At 70.9% G+C, this 13,182-nt stretch carries 14 protein-coding genes; 12 read left to right on the top strand and 2 right to left on the bottom strand.

Annotated elements, in window-relative coordinates; genetic code table 11:
• Positions 1 to 324 precede the first annotated feature (324 nt).
• The 6 genes from OHT77_RS02920 (at position 325) to OHT77_RS02895 (ending at position 5,596) form a co-directional block, all read left to right on the top strand.
• The gene (locus OHT77_RS02920) at positions 325 to 1,353 is read left to right on the top strand and encodes a FecCD family ABC transporter permease (protein WP_328834130.1); all 1,029 of its coding nucleotides are present in this window, start codon (positions 325 to 327) and stop codon (positions 1,351 to 1,353) included.
• Positions 1,353 to 2,120, top strand: coding sequence for an ABC transporter ATP-binding protein (locus OHT77_RS02915; protein WP_328826342.1), 768 nt, complete (start codon positions 1,353 to 1,355; stop codon positions 2,118 to 2,120). Before OHT77_RS02920 ends, OHT77_RS02915 begins: the two co-directional genes overlap by 1 nt.
• Before the next feature lie 15 nt (positions 2,121 to 2,135).
• A complete protein-coding gene (locus tag OHT77_RS02910) occupies positions 2,136 to 3,143 on the top strand; it encodes an ABC transporter substrate-binding protein (protein WP_328826341.1) in 1,008 nt (335 codons plus the stop codon).
• Between the two features lie 79 nt (positions 3,144 to 3,222).
• Positions 3,223 to 3,573 (top strand): DUF6479 family protein, encoded by a 351-nt coding sequence (locus OHT77_RS02905; RefSeq protein WP_328826340.1) that lies wholly within the window; start codon positions 3,223 to 3,225, stop codon positions 3,571 to 3,573.
• Entirely contained in the window at positions 3,573 to 4,496 is a 924-nt protein-coding gene (gene ligD / locus OHT77_RS02900; RefSeq protein ID WP_328826339.1) for a non-homologous end-joining DNA ligase, read from the top strand. Before OHT77_RS02905 ends, ligD begins: the two co-directional genes overlap by 1 nt.
• A gap of 71 nt (positions 4,497 to 4,567) precedes the next feature.
• On the top strand, positions 4,568 to 5,596 hold the full coding sequence (locus OHT77_RS02895) for a Ppx/GppA phosphatase family protein (protein ID WP_328826338.1): 1,029 nt from the start codon (positions 4,568 to 4,570) through the stop codon (positions 5,594 to 5,596).
• A gap of 22 nt (positions 5,597 to 5,618) precedes the next feature.
• Here the strand turns inward: OHT77_RS02895 and OHT77_RS02890 are convergent, their stop codons facing one another.
• The gene (locus tag OHT77_RS02890) at positions 5,619 to 6,398 is read right to left on the bottom strand and encodes an ANTAR domain-containing protein (RefSeq protein WP_328826337.1); all 780 of its coding nucleotides are present in this window, start codon (positions 6,396 to 6,398) and stop codon (positions 5,619 to 5,621) included.
• 134 nt (positions 6,399 to 6,532) lie between these two features.
• Between OHT77_RS02890 and OHT77_RS02885 the strand changes: the two genes are divergently transcribed.
• Positions 6,533 to 6,898, top strand: a complete 366-nt coding sequence (locus OHT77_RS02885) for a helix-turn-helix transcriptional regulator (protein ID WP_328826336.1) — start codon at positions 6,533 to 6,535, stop codon at positions 6,896 to 6,898.
• A 79-nt stretch (positions 6,899 to 6,977) separates the two neighbouring features.
• Here OHT77_RS02885 and OHT77_RS02880 read toward each other — a convergent pair whose 3' ends face one another.
• Positions 6,978 to 7,376, bottom strand: coding sequence for a DUF2795 domain-containing protein (locus OHT77_RS02880; protein WP_328826335.1), 399 nt, complete (start codon positions 7,374 to 7,376; stop codon positions 6,978 to 6,980).
• A gap of 304 nt (positions 7,377 to 7,680) precedes the next feature.
• Here OHT77_RS02880 and OHT77_RS02875 point away from each other — a divergent pair, with 304 nt between their 5' ends.
• The 5 genes from OHT77_RS02875 (at position 7,681) to OHT77_RS02855 (ending at position 13,166) form a co-directional block, all read left to right on the top strand.
• The gene (locus OHT77_RS02875) at positions 7,681 to 8,475 is read left to right on the top strand and encodes a SigB/SigF/SigG family RNA polymerase sigma factor (protein ID WP_328826334.1); all 795 of its coding nucleotides are present in this window, start codon (positions 7,681 to 7,683) and stop codon (positions 8,473 to 8,475) included.
• Between the two features lie 578 nt (positions 8,476 to 9,053).
• Positions 9,054 to 10,280 (top strand): PP2C family protein-serine/threonine phosphatase, encoded by a 1,227-nt coding sequence (locus tag OHT77_RS02870; RefSeq protein ID WP_328826333.1) that lies wholly within the window; start codon positions 9,054 to 9,056, stop codon positions 10,278 to 10,280.
• 85 nt (positions 10,281 to 10,365) lie between these two features.
• Positions 10,366 to 12,039, top strand: coding sequence for a sensor histidine kinase (locus OHT77_RS02865; protein WP_328826332.1), 1,674 nt, complete (start codon positions 10,366 to 10,368; stop codon positions 12,037 to 12,039).
• Positions 12,036 to 12,485 carry a response regulator gene (locus OHT77_RS02860; protein ID WP_328826331.1) on the top strand — a complete coding sequence of 150 codons (450 nt, stop codon included), beginning with the start codon at positions 12,036 to 12,038 and terminating at the stop codon, positions 12,483 to 12,485. Before OHT77_RS02865 ends, OHT77_RS02860 begins: the two co-directional genes overlap by 4 nt.
• 54 nt (positions 12,486 to 12,539) lie before the next feature.
• Positions 12,540 to 13,166 carry a PAS and ANTAR domain-containing protein gene (locus OHT77_RS02855; protein ID WP_328826330.1) on the top strand — a complete coding sequence of 209 codons (627 nt, stop codon included), beginning with the start codon at positions 12,540 to 12,542 and terminating at the stop codon, positions 13,164 to 13,166.
• Positions 13,167 to 13,182 lie beyond the last annotated feature (16 nt).

The raw sequence follows: 13,182 nt of genomic DNA, 5'->3' as shown, positions 1-13,182 counted from the left end.
CGGGTGCTGTCGGGCCGGTCCGTGCTGTTTGTTAGGCTCCCCTTGCCTCCCGCGGGGGAAGTCCGGTGAGAGTCCGGCGCTGACCCGCAACGGTGTGCGTGGCGACCTCGGTCGTCGCGCGAGTCCGATCGCCCGTGGGTGGTGCGACCCGTTGACTGCTCGCCGTGGACTGCGAGAGGGGACCGAGCGGCCTGCACGGTCGTCCGGGCTGTCTCCTCGATCGAGGCTCATCAGGCGGCCCCAGGTGAAGGACCGCCGCTCGTGTTCCGTCGTTCGAAGGTCGGCTCCGGCTCTGGCCGGAGTCCGGGGCGTGACCCCCGCCGAATACCCCAACCTCTATTGCTGAGCGGGCTGTTGCTCCTGCTCTGCGTCTCCCTCTTGTGCGGTGTCGGTCTCGGCGCCGCCGGAATCGGCACGGCGGACATGTTCCGGTTCCTGTGGGCCGGGGCCACCGGCGGCACCGTCCACGCCTCCGACGCCGCCGCCTACACCATCGTCTGGGAGATCCGGCTGCCCCGGGTCGTCCTCGCGGCCGTCGTCGGCGCCGGGCTCTCGGCGGTCGGCGTCGCCGTGCAGGCCATGGTCCGCAACGCGCTCGCCGATCCCTTCGTACTCGGCATCTCCTCGGGCGCGGCCGTCGGCGCCAACGCCGTCATCCTGCTGGGCGCCTTCGCCGGACTGGGGGTGTGGGCGCTGTCGGCGTCCGCGTTCGTCTCGGCGCTCGCCGCCATGGTCCTCGTCTACGCCGTGGCCCGCTCGCCGCACGGCCTCACCCCGCTGCGGCTGATCCTGACGGGCACCGCGCTGGCCTACGGCTTCGAGGCCGTCACCACCGTGATGGTGTTCGGCGCGGCCCGGGGCGAGGCGGCCCGCTCGGCCATGATGTGGCTGCTGGGGAGCCTCGGCGGGGCGACCTGGGCGCAGGTTCCGCTGGCCGCCGTCACCGTGGTGGCCGGCTGGGTGTGGCTGCGTCGGCGCGCGGAGTCGCTCAACGCCCTCGCGATGGGGGACGAGACCTCCGCCGCGCTCGGCGTCCAACCCGCCCGTCTGCGGCGGGAGTTGTTCCTCGTGACGGCCGGCGTCACCGGGACCGTGGTCGCCGTGAGCGGTGCCATCGGGTTCGTCGGGCTGATGGTGCCGCACCTCGTGCGGATGCTCGTCGGCGCCGATCATCGCCGGGTCCTCGCGGTCGCCCCGCCGGCCGGAGCGGTGCTGCTGGTGTGGGCGGACGTACTGTCCCGGCTGCTCCTGGCGCCCGCCGAACTGCCGGTCGGCGTGATCACCGCGGTCGTCGGAGTGCCCGCCTTCCTGCTGCTGATGCGGCGCGGCGGCTATGCGTTCGGGGGGCGTTGATGAGGCTCGACATAGAAGGGCTGTCGGTCGACGCGGGCGCGGTGCGGCTCGTCGAGGACATCCGGCTCAGCGTGGACAGCGGAGCCTTCGTCGGGCTCGTCGGCCCCAACGGGAGTGGGAAATCAACCCTGTTGAGGTGCGTGTACCGGGCGCTGCGACCGGCCGACGGGGCAGTGCGGCTGGACGGCGACGACGTACACGCCATGGAACCGCGGGCCGCGGCACGGCAGTTGGCCGCGCTGCCGCAGGAGTCGTCGGCCGAGTTCGACTTCACCGTCGCCGAAGTGGTCGCCATGGGACGGCTGCCCCACCGGGACCGCACCGCCGCCTCGGACCGGGAGATCTGTGCCGGAGCGATGGAACGCACCGGTGTCACCCATCTCGCCGGCCGGGGCTTCCTCGCCCTGTCCGGCGGCGAGCGGCAGCGCGTCCTGATCGCCCGCGCGCTCGCCCAGCGGCCCCGCGTCCTGGTCCTCGACGAACCCACCAACCACCTCGACATCGCCCACCAGTTGGACGTGCTGTCCCTGGTCCGCGGCAGCGGCCTGACCGTCCTCGCGGCCCTGCACGACCTGAACCTCGCCGCCGCCCACTGCGACCTGCTGTACGTGATCTCCGGCGGCCGGATCGTCGCCTCGGGACCACCGCACGACGTCCTCCGACCCGCCCTGCTCGCCGAGGTGTTCGGGGTCCGCGCGCATCCGGTGCGGCACCCGGAGACCGGCGCCGTCCAGCTCCTGTTCGACCTGCTCCCGCCCACCGTCTGAAGGACAACTCCCGCTATGCGCAAGCTGCTTGCCGCCGCACTCTGTCTCGCCGCGACCGCCACCGCAGGGTGCGGCGCCACGGTCGAGTCCTCACCGAAGGCCGCCGAGTCGTCCGCCGTCACCCTCACCAACTGCGGCCGGAAGGTGACGTACGACAAGGTCCCCGAGCGGGTCGTCACCAATGACGTCGGCATCACCGAGCTGATGTTCGCCCTCGGACTGGAGAACCGCATGGCCGGGTTCGCCATGCCCGACGACAAGGGCGACCTCACCGACGTGCCCTGGAAGGACGGCTACCAGAAGGTGAAGTGGCTGTCCAAGGACCAGCTCACCAAGGAGAACGTCCTCGACGCCCGCGCCGACCTGGTCTTCGCCGGCTGGAACTACGGCTTCAGCGACGACGGCGGCTTCACCCCCGACGCCCTCAAGAAGCTCGGCATCCCGTCGTACATCCTCACCGAGTCCTGCCGCAACGGCCGTACGGACAGTTCGCGCGGCATCATGCCGCCCCTGAGCGCCCTCTACACCGACCTCACCAACCTCGGAAAGCTCTTCGGCGTCGAGCAGCGCGCGGCCGCACTGATCGCCGACTTCAAGAAGCAGATCGCCGCCGTCCACACCAAGGCCCCGGCGAAGAGCCCCAAGGTCTTCCTCTACGACAGCGGCCAGGACTCGCCGTTCACCTCCGGCCGCTTCGCCGCCCCCGACCAGATCATCAGCGAGGCCGGCGGCGTCAACGTCATGCATGACGTCGACGACTCCTGGACCACGGTCGGCTGGGAGAGCGTCGTGCAGCGCGACCCCGACGTGATCGTGATCTGCGACTACGGGGACGTGAGCGCCGAACAGAAGAAGAAGTTCCTCCTCTCCTACGCCCCGCTGCGCAACGTCTCGGCGATCAAGCACCACCGGATCTTCGTCCTGGACTACGTCGACCTCGTCGAGAGCCCCCGTAATCCGTCGGCCATCGCCCGCCTCGGCTCGTATCTGCGGACGGTGGCAGCTGCAGAAGGGTCCCAATAGGGACGCGGCTGTGACACCGGGGGCCGGGCACTCCGAGCGGGGTCCGATTGGTACCCCCGCGCGGGGGTACTCGGCCCCCATGATGATCGCCGAGAAAGAACACATGGAGCTCGCCGTGTCCGGTGCCGCGATGGGCTTGGTGGTGGCCGTGGCCGGTGGTCTCGTCATCGTCGCGCTGCTGGTCTGGGCCGTCCGGCTGGGGATCAAGGTACGGGAGCGGGAGCCGGCGCCGCCGCTCCCCGAGGAGCAGCCCCAGCTGCCGGAGACCGGTGCCGTCCGTGAGGTGCAGGAGCGCCGGGAGCCCGACGAGGTGCCGCAGACCGGCGACGGTGGTGAGCGGCTGAAGCCGCACGAGATCCACCAGTCCGGCAGCAAGCGCAGCGACAACCAGGACCGCCCGCGCTGGGACGCGGGGTCCGGCGGTTCCTGATGGCCGACACCCGGACCGTACGCGCGGGGCGCCGCAGCCTCACCGTCCACCGGCCCGACAAGGTGCTGTTCCCCGCCGACGGGAACGGCAAGGAGTACACGAAGGGCGACCTCGTCGCGTACTACCGCGCCGTCGCGCCCTTCATTGTGCCGCACCTGCGGGGACGCCCGCTGATGCTGGAGCGGCACCCGGACGGGATCGACGGCCCCCGGTTCATGCAGAAGAACGTTCCGGAGCACTACCCGGACTGGATCGAACGCGTGGAGGTCGCCAAGGAGGACGGGACGGTCACACACCTCGTGTGCGACGACACCGCCACCCTTGTGTACCTCGCCGACCAGGCCTGCGTCACCCCGCACCGCTGGCTGTCGCGGGCCGGCAAGGAACACCGGCCCGACCGCCTGGTCTTCGACCTCGACCCGCCGACCGGGGACGACTTCCCCGCCGTACGCCAAGCCGCCCTGCTCCTGCGGGAGTTGCTCGATGAACTGCGGCTGCCGTCCGCGCCGATGACCACAGGATCGCGCGGTCTGCACCTGGTCGTGCCCCTCGACGGACGGCAGGACTTCGACGCCGTGCGCGCCTTCGCCAAGGACGTCGCCGACCACCTCGCCGATGCGCACCCCGGCCGACTCACCACCGCCGCGCGGAAGAAGGACCGCGGGGAGCGCCTCTACCTCGACATACAGCGCAACGGTTACGCGCAGACCGCCGTCGCCCCCTACGCCGTCCGCGCGAAACCCGGAGCCCCGGTCGCCGTGCCGATCAGCTGGGATCAACTCGACGACCCGGACCTCGACGCCCGCCGCTGGACCATCGCCGACGCCGTGGACCAGGCCCACACCAACCCCTGGGCGGGACTTGTGAGTCGGGGACGATCCCTCACTCCGGCCGCGCGACGACTGGACGGTCTGCGCGGCTGAGTCACCTCCCTGCCGCCCCGAAGATCATCCCGAGACGACTGACGGCTCTCTCGCGGGGTACTCACCGGTTCATGCGAATGAGTGTGGTGGACGTGGGGTCGAACACGGTGCGGCTCGTGGTGGCGGATCTCCGGGACGGTGTACCGCTGCCCGTGCACACGGCCAAGTGGAAGCTACGGCTCTCCGAGCGCGTCGGCCAGCCGTACGGGGAGATCCCCGAGGACTCCGTACGCCAGCTCGTGAGTGCCGTGTCGGCCGCCGCTGAGACCGCCCGGAACTGGGGCGCCGCGGGGCCACTCGCCTTCGCCACTGCGGTGGTTCGCGGCGCGCCGAACCGGCTCGACGTTCTCCGCGCGGTGCGCACCGAGACCGGCGTACGGCTCTGCACCCTCCCGGGAGAGGTCGAGGGCGAGCTGACGTTCCTCGGCGCGAGACGCTGGATGGGCTGGCGCGCCGGACCGCTCGCCCTCTTCGACATCGGCGGCGGCTCCTTCGAAGTCGCCTTCGGCCGCGGCCGGTTGCCCGACTTCGTCGCGTCCCTGCCGCTCGGCGCGGGCCGGCTGACCCGGGACTTCTTCCACGGCCAGGACCCGCCGCCCGGGAACGCCGTCAAGGCGCTGCGCCGCGAGGTACGGCATCAACTCCGGGACGTGGCCGCCCGGATCCGCTGGGAAGGGCCCCGGACCACCGTCGTGACCTCCCGCACCTTCCAGCAGCTGGCCCGGCTCTGCGGCGCAGCTCCAGGACGCCAAGGTCCCTTCGTGGAACGGCGGTTGGCGCGCTCGGAGCTGCGCGATGGCCTCGATCGGCTGGCCGCGCTCCCGTCCACCGACCGGGCTCAACTCCCCGGTGTCTCGGCACCGCGCGCCGCGCAGAGCCTGGCCGGAGCGGTGGTCGGGCACACGGCCATGAAGCTCACCGGCATCAAGACCGTCACCGTCTGCCCCTGGGGCATCCGCGAGGGCGTGCTGCTGCGGTACATGGAGGACGGCGGGTCGTGGTGGAAGGAGATGACACGGATCAGCGACGACGCGGAGGCCATGGGCGCGCTCGCCCTGCGGATCGCGCCGATGCCGGAACCGGCGCCCGTCGGCGGGTAGGGGGCGCGGGCGCCGTCCCGCGCTACGCCGGGCGGGAGATCTCCGCGACCGCCAGGGAGATCCTCCGCTGCAGATGGTCGGGCAGCGGCGCTCCGTTGACCGAGTCGACCAGTTCCTCGGCCAGTTGATGGAGTTTGGTGTTCGTGTGCTGGGAGACGGAGACCAGGACGTTCCAGGCGTCCTCGGGGCTGAGGCCGAAGGAGGCCATCAGGACTCCGCGGGCCAGGTCGATGACCGGCCGGGTCAGCATCGCGCGCTTGAGCTGCACGACTTCGATGCGCAGCTCCTCGGCCTCGTCGGACACCCCGTACTCCTCCATGAGGTCATGCGTCGTCGCGGAGGGTCCGCGCCAGGCGTTGACCACCCCGTCGGCGGGCGGACGGCCGGGGTCGAACAGCGACGACGTGTCGGTGAGCGTGAACAGTCGGTCGACCTCCGCGCTGAGCGCCCGGACGGCGACCGTCTTGCCGTCCGCCAGGGCGATCCGGCGGACGCGCAGCAGGGCGTTGAGCCCGGAGCAGTCGCAGAAACCGACCCCGGCCAGATCGAGGTCCAGACCGTCGGACGACCGGGCCAGCGCCAGCCGCAGGGCGGTCTGCACCGTCTGTTCCGAGTCGATGTCGATCTCCCCGGACACCACGACGGCGATCCGGGTCCCGGCCGGCCGCGTCGCGATCTTCAGTGAGGCGGAGGCCGGGAGGGGAAGGGGAGCCGACGGAGGATCCGCCGCGAGGACGGGGGTCACCGCGCAGACCGTCCGGACCTGACTTCCGGAGGAGACGCAACGCTCGTGTTCCACCATGGCTGCCGCTCCTGAGGCATCCGCCCTGTTTTCTGCCCGTTCAAGTCTTGCCCGGTGCAGCTGACGCGTCAAGATATACACGAAATCTATTTCGTGTCTCGAGATACGTGAAAGCTGGGCCCTATGCTGGGGTCATGGACGGAGTATCCGAGACGCATACGGGGTGGACGTTCCTCACCAGCCATGCGCGCGTGCTGGCCGCGATCGCCGAGGACCGCCGCACCCGTATCCGTGACATCGCCGTGCGATGCAGGCTCACCGAAAGAGCGGTCCAGAAGATCATTTCCGATCTTGAACAGGACGGCTATCTCACCCACACGCGGGAGGGGCGGACCAACGCGTACCGCATCCAGCCCGGGACCATCCTGCGACATCCGGCCGAGGCCGGGATGACTGTCGAGGCGCTGCTGTCCGCCCTCGCACAGCACGACGATCAGCGCGACGACCGGCGGGAGCACACCGGCGCGGCGGTGAACTCGCCGAGTGATGGCGGGGATTGACCGACGCCGGTGGCCGACGAACCGGTGACGGTCCGTCGACCACCGTGTCTCTCAGGGTCGGTCGTGTGCCGTGACCTACCTACCTGTCACCGCGGCCGGTCCGCTCACCCTCCACCACGGCCTCCGCGAGTTCCCGCGCCGAGGCGTAGCGGGCGTCCCGCGGCAGGCGTTCCACCGGCTCGACCAGACTGTCCGGCGCGTACTTCTCGCGCAGCACGCCGCCCAGTTCACGCGGTCCCGCGGGGAACGAGGTGCGGCCAAGGATCTTCGCCAGCTCCAGCCGGACCGCCTCCAGCGGCACGGCCGTGCCGCCCGGGGTCACGGGCCCGCCCGCGATCACCGGGTCGTCGTCCGCGGTCGGCTCCGGGTCGTTCCACTCCTCGGTCCGGGTCGAACGCCCGGAACGCAGCAGCCCCTGCAGTTCGTGCTTCATCTCCTCGTCTCGGTGGACGCTCAGTCGGTCGCTTCCGCGTTCCATCACTCGCTCCATGTCTGTCGGGGGAGTCCGGCGCCTACCCGAGGTCGTGGGGCCGACACGTCCGTCCGACCGGCCACCTCTTTCCTCACCATTCGTCACGATTTGGCGGCTGGGAGCCATCGGCGTCGTACAGGTGTTTCAAGGTGCTCCGAGGGGGAAGGCGCCCTATGAGTGCTTCGGACAGGAGGCACGTCCGTGGGAGCTGGTGTACGCCGGATCGCGGGTGTGTTCTGCCTGGTCACAGCGTGCTCACCACCCATGGGGACCGTCCGTTCGACAACCCCACGAGGGAGTCGTGAGCACCATGGACACAGCCACCAGGAAGCGCCACCCGCACAACGACGCGCCCCGCACCGCGGCGGCCTTCGACCGTCTCTCGCACCTGCCCGCAGGCGCCGAGCGAGACGCCCTGCGCGACGAACTCGTCCGCGTCTGGCTTCCCATGTCCGAACGCATCGCCGGCCGCTATCGCGGCAAGGGCGAGCCCTACGAGGATCTCCGCCAGGTCGCGGCACTCGGCCTGGTCAAGGCCGTCGACGGCTACGACCCCGAGCGCGGCCACGCCTTCGAGAGCTACGCCGTCCCGACCGTCACCGGCGAGATCAAACGGCACTTCCGTGACCACATGTGGGCCCTGCACGTGCCGCGGCGCGTCCAGGAACTCCGCAACAGGGTGCGCATCGCCCTGCGGGAGCTGTCGGCCACGGGTTCCGACCGGCGCCCCAGCGTCGCCGAGATCGCCGAGTACGCGCAGCTGAGCGAGGAGGACGTACAGGCCGGTCTGGAGGCGCTGGACAGCTTCACCGCGCTCTCGCTGGACGCGGAGACGCCCGGTGGTGAGGACGCCGGCATGACGCTCGCCGGGCTGCTGGGGGAGTGCGACGCCGGGTTCGACCTGGTCGTCGACCGCGAGGCGGTCAAGCCCGCCCTGCAGCGGCTGCCCGAGCGCGAACGCGTGATCCTTTACCTCCGTTTCTTCCGTGGCATGACGCAGAGCGGTATCGCGGAGCGGCTCGGCGTCTCCCAGATGCACGTGTCGCGGTTGATCAGCACGTCCTGCGCCACGGTGCGCGAACGTGTCCTCGCCGACGCCGCCTGACCGCGCCGGGGAGGGGAGGCCGGCCGCCCCGCGGGACTGGTCCCGGGGCGGCCGGTGGCGGGCTCACTGCCGAACCCTCCCGGGAGCGGCTGGGCAGTCTGCCGTCCTCTTCGGACTACCGGGCTGAGGCCGGTTCAAACAACATCCGGCCCAGTGGACGGCCATGTGTCCCGGAACCTCGGCCCGACGGCTCGTAGGGCACCGGGTGCTCCGGCCTGGCATTCCCGGAGCGCGGAGCCCCGGGCCCTCGTCCGAGGACTCCTCCGTGCGGCAGTCGCTCACGCCACCCCCCTGGGATCTCCACGTTCCGGTCACGTCTACCGTGGTTCCGGACCCGTCGCACCCCTGGCGTGGCGGGGCGTACACGCGTCGTGACAGGGCGCTGAGGAAGAGGGTTCCTCGCGCCCGCACAGGTGTCCGTCGTACCCTCAACAACGGGTAACCCAGGGCGTGTTGGGCAGTGCCGCTGACGGTCGCACCGAGCGAGTACGGGACGTACCGACGTACCGGTATGCTCTCGACTGTTGTCTGACGGCAACTATGGTCTCGAGGAACCGTGCGGTGGGGAGGGCAGGACCATGGTGGTGCCACAGCCGCGGGCCGACGACCTGCTGTCGGTGGGCGGCGAAGGGGCCGGCCCGGAAGCCTGGGTGGCCTGGCAGCCCGCTGTCCTGCTCGTCGAGGACGATGCCGGAGACGCGCTCCTCGTGGAGGAGCTGGTCGCCGACAGCGCGCTGAAGATACGTCTGCAGTGGGTGCGTTCGATGGCCGAGGCCGCCGAGGCGCTCGCCGTCGACGTGCCCGACTGCGTGCTGCTCGACCTGCATCTGCCGGACGCGCAGGGACTCGAGGCCCTGTCCCGGGTGCGGGCGAACGCCGAGCGGGCGGCCGTCGTCGTCCTCACCGGGCTCGCCGAGGAGGAGACCGGCCTCGCCGCCGTCGCCGCCGGCGCACAGGACTACCTCGTCAAGGGCCGCGTCGAGCCGGGACTCTTCGGCCGCGCGGTGCGCTACGCGATCCAGCGCAAGCAGGCCGAGCGGGCGGCCGTCGCGCTCCAGGCCAGCCGCATGCAGGCCCAGGAGAACGCCCGCCTGGAACGCGGCCTGCTGCCCCGCCCCCTGCTGCGCGGCGAGGGCGTCGAAGCGGTGACCCGCTACCGCCCCGGACGCGCGCAGGCGCTGCTCGGCGGCGACTTCTACGACATCGTGCAGAGCGTCGACGGCACCGTCCACGCGGTCGTCGGTGACGTGTCCGGGCACGGGCCCGACGAGGCCGCCCTCGGTGTGGCCCTGCGGATCGCCTGGCGCACCCTGGTGCTCAGCGGTGTCACGGGCGCCGAACAGGTGGCCCGGCTGGAGGAGCTCCTGGTCGCCGAGCGCGCCCGGAGCGAGGTCTTCGCCACCCTCGTCAGCCTCTCCGCCGCACCCGGCGAACGCACGGCCAGCGTCGTGCGGGCCGGACACCACGGGCTGCTGATGCGGGACGGCGGCGCGGTGAACTGGGTGGAGGTCCCGGGCGGACCGGCACTGGGCGTGGTCCCCGGCCTCGCGGACTGGCCGGTCGAGGAACTCGCCGTGCCCCAGGACGCCGCTGTGGTGCTCTTCACCGACGGGCTGTTCGAGGGCCATGTCGGGCGGGGCTCCGAGCGGCTGGGGGAGGACGGACTGCTGAGAATCGCGCGGGAGAGGGCCGGGCTGGCACCGGAGCCGTTCGTCGACGAACTGATCGAATCCGCCGAGCGCCTGGCCGAGGCACAGGGCGGACTGGCGGACGACGTGGCCGTGATGCATCTGCACTGGACGTGAGGCAGCTGCCCCGGACGTGATTCACTGCGCCGGGGCCGAGCAGGCGGGACGAGAGGAAGTCGGGACGAGCAGAACGGTGAAGGACATGACGGGCGGAACAGGGATCGGGCGCCGACTGACAGTGCAGGGGTGGTTCTTCCTCGCGCTGTCGCTGATGGTGCTGCTGGTGGTCATCGGCACCGCGATCGGCGCCAGCCTGCTGAGCCAGACCGCCCGGGTCACCGACGACCTGCTGCTGCGGGTCCAGCCCTCCCAGACCGAGGCGTACCGGCTCCAGGCCGCGCTGGTCAACCAGGAGACCGGCATCCGCGGCTACGCCATCGCCGCCGACAAGCAGTTCCTCGCCCCGTACACCGCCGGCAAACAGGACGAGGCCCACTCGGCCGCGAAACTGCGCGCACACCTCCGTGACCGGCCCGAACTGCTCGCCGATCTCAACGCCGTCGAGCGCGGCGCGGCCGCCTGGCGCCAGAACTACGCCGAACCCCTCGCCGCCGTCGTCGTCCCCGGCAAGCCGGGAGCCATCGACCAGACCAGCGTGGACAGCGGCAAGCACGAGTTCGACCACCTGCGCACCCTCTGGGCGAAACAGAACACCGACCTCGCTAAGGCCGTGAAGCAGGGCCGGGCCCACCTCGACCACCAGCGGACGGTGCGCGACAGCGTCCTCAGCGCCATGATCGCCGCCTTCCTGCTGACCGGCGTCGCCCTCGCCGTCCTCGTACGCCTGCTGGTGACCCGCCCCCTGGAGTCGCTGAGCAAGGCCTCGGAAAAGGTCGCCGGCGGCGACTTCGCGCACCACATCACCGGGGAGGGCCCGGCCGACCTCACCGCGGTGGCCGGAGCCGTCGAGGGCATGCGCCGACGGATCGTGGCCGAACTCGACGCCTCCCGCGACCAGGAGGAGATTCTGAGCCGACAGGCCGCCGAGCTGGACGCCCAGGCCGTGGAACTGCGCCGGTCCAACGCCGAGTTGGAGCAGTTCGCCTACGTTGCCTCGCACGACCTCCAGGAGCCGCTGCGCAAGGTCGCCTCGTTCTGCCAGCTGCTGGAGAAGCGCTACGGGGACAAGCTCGACGACCGCGGCCTGCAGTACATCGACTTCGCCGTCGACGGCGCCAAACGCATGCAGGTCCTCATCAACGACCTGCTCACCTTCTCCCGCGTCGGACGCCTCGACGACACCCGGGAGAAGGTCGCCCTCGGCTCGACGCTCGACAAGGCGCTGCGCAACCTCGCGGCCGCCGTCGAGGAGTCGGGCGCCCGGATCGACCGGCCCGAGACCCTGCCCGACATCGTCGGTGACCCGACCCTGCTGACGATGCTCTGGCAGAACCTCGTGGGCAACGCCCTCAAGTTCCGCCACCCGGACCGCGCCCCGCACGTGTCCGTCACCTGCGACGCCGATCCCGAGAGCCCCGGCATGTGGCGCCTGAGCGTCGGCGACAACGGCATCGGGATCCCCGAGGAGTTCGCCGACAAGGTCTTCGTCATCTTCCAGCGGCTGCACAGCCGTGACGCCTACGGCGGTACCGGCATCGGACTCGCCCTGTGCAAGAAGATCGTCGAACACCACGGCGGCCGGATCTGGATCGAGTCCACGGTCGGCGAGGGCACCCGCTTCTGCTTCACGCTTCCGGCAGCCGAGGAAGCCGCCGACGCATCCGGTGCCGCCGCAGGCATCGAAACCACGGAGGCCCCCGTCCCCGCCGAGGGGACCGGCACCTCCACCACCACCGACGAGAAGGCTCTTACATGACCCTCCCTGGCGCGACCCCGATCGACGTTCTCCTCGTGGAGGACGATCCGGGCGACGAACTGATGACCCGCGAAGCCTTCGAGGACAACAAGATCGGCAACACCCTCCACGTCGTCCGTGACGGCGAGGAGGCCCTCGACTTCCTCTACAAGCGCGGCGACCACACCGGCGCCCCGCAGCCCGACCTCATCCTCCTGGACCTCAACCTCCCCAAGTACGACGGCCGTCAGGTCCTGGAGAAGATCAAGTCCGACCCCGAGCTCGCGCACATCCCCGTGGTCGTCCTGACCACCTCCTCCGCCGAGGAGGACATCCTGCGCAGCTACAAACTGCACGCCAACGCCTATGTCACCAAGCCCGTCGACCTCGACCAGTTCATCGCCGCGGTCCGGCAGATCGACGACTTCTTCGTGCAGGTCGTCCGGCTGCCCCACCGCTTCGGCTGAGGCGCTAGGGTTTTCGTACAAGGTGATGAACCGGGCGTCGGGGTGGTGAGGAGCATGGAGTCGGAGGACGACCGCGCGGACGAGATCACCGGAGTGTTCCTGCACCGGCTGCCGGAGGACACCTGGTGGTGGTCGGACGAGACGTTCCGGCTGCTCGGCTACGAGCCCGACGCCGTCACGCCCACCGCCAAACTGCTCCGCGGCCACGTCCACGCCGAGGACCAGGCCCGCCTGGACAGTGCCCTGGAACACGGCAGGAACACCGGGCTCCCCTTCAGCTGCTATCTCCGCGTGGTCGGCGCGACGGACGTCGAACGCAGCGTCGTCCTGGTCGGCGACGGCCGCAGCGGCGACGACGGCGAGGTGGTGGTGCTGCGCGGCTTCGCCGTCGACGTGACGTCGTCCGTACGGCAGGAGGCACGGCGCGCCGCCGACTCCGACATCGACCGGGCCCGCGTCTCGCAAGAGGACATCGACCTCGCGCGCGGAGTGCTCATGGGTCTCTACGGCGTCGACGCGGACGTCGCGATGCGCGTCCTGCGCCGCCACTCCCAGCACGCCAACGTCAAGCTCCGCACCCTGGCCCGATCCGTGTGCGAGGCCGCCCCCACGGCACCCGGCCGCCCCCAGCACGACCTGCACCAGAGGATCTCGTCGGTGCTGTATCCCGACCGCGACTGAGCGGCCGGTCAAGCTC

This window comes from Streptomyces sp. NBC_00252 (genome assembly GCF_036187565.1).
GTDB lineage: Bacteria > Actinomycetota > Actinomycetes > Streptomycetales > Streptomycetaceae > Streptomyces.
The sequence above is the reverse complement of the archived record's forward strand: the minus strand, read 5'-3'. Positions and strand labels throughout refer to the sequence as shown.

What these genes read in the sequence shown, in the direction of transcription:
- OHT77_RS02915 (WP_328826342.1), top strand. Translation starts at nt 1,353, where the DNA reads ATGAGGCTCGACATAGAAGGGCTGTCGGTCGACGCGGGCGCGGTGCGG.
- OHT77_RS02910 (WP_328826341.1), top strand. Translation starts at nt 2,136, where the DNA reads ATGCGCAAGCTGCTTGCCGCCGCACTCTGTCTCGCCGCGACCGCCACC.
- OHT77_RS02905 (WP_328826340.1), top strand. Translation starts at nt 3,223, where the DNA reads ATGATGATCGCCGAGAAAGAACACATGGAGCTCGCCGTGTCCGGTGCC.
- ligD (WP_328826339.1), top strand. Translation starts at nt 3,573, where the DNA reads ATGGCCGACACCCGGACCGTACGCGCGGGGCGCCGCAGCCTCACCGTC.
- OHT77_RS02895 (WP_328826338.1), top strand. Translation starts at nt 4,568, where the DNA reads ATGCGAATGAGTGTGGTGGACGTGGGGTCGAACACGGTGCGGCTCGTG.
- OHT77_RS02890 (WP_328826337.1), bottom strand. Translation starts at nt 6,398, where the DNA reads ATGGTGGAACACGAGCGTTGCGTCTCCTCCGGAAGTCAGGTCCGGACG.
- OHT77_RS02885 (WP_328826336.1), top strand. Translation starts at nt 6,533, where the DNA reads ATGGACGGAGTATCCGAGACGCATACGGGGTGGACGTTCCTCACCAGC.
- OHT77_RS02880 (WP_328826335.1), bottom strand. Translation starts at nt 7,376, where the DNA reads ATGGAACGCGGAAGCGACCGACTGAGCGTCCACCGAGACGAGGAGATG.
- OHT77_RS02875 (WP_328826334.1), top strand. Translation starts at nt 7,681, where the DNA reads ATGGACACAGCCACCAGGAAGCGCCACCCGCACAACGACGCGCCCCGC.
- OHT77_RS02870 (WP_328826333.1), top strand. Translation starts at nt 9,054, where the DNA reads ATGGTGGTGCCACAGCCGCGGGCCGACGACCTGCTGTCGGTGGGCGGC.
- OHT77_RS02865 (WP_328826332.1), top strand. Translation starts at nt 10,366, where the DNA reads ATGACGGGCGGAACAGGGATCGGGCGCCGACTGACAGTGCAGGGGTGG.
- OHT77_RS02860 (WP_328826331.1), top strand. Translation starts at nt 12,036, where the DNA reads ATGACCCTCCCTGGCGCGACCCCGATCGACGTTCTCCTCGTGGAGGAC.
- OHT77_RS02855 (WP_328826330.1), top strand. Translation starts at nt 12,540, where the DNA reads ATGGAGTCGGAGGACGACCGCGCGGACGAGATCACCGGAGTGTTCCTG.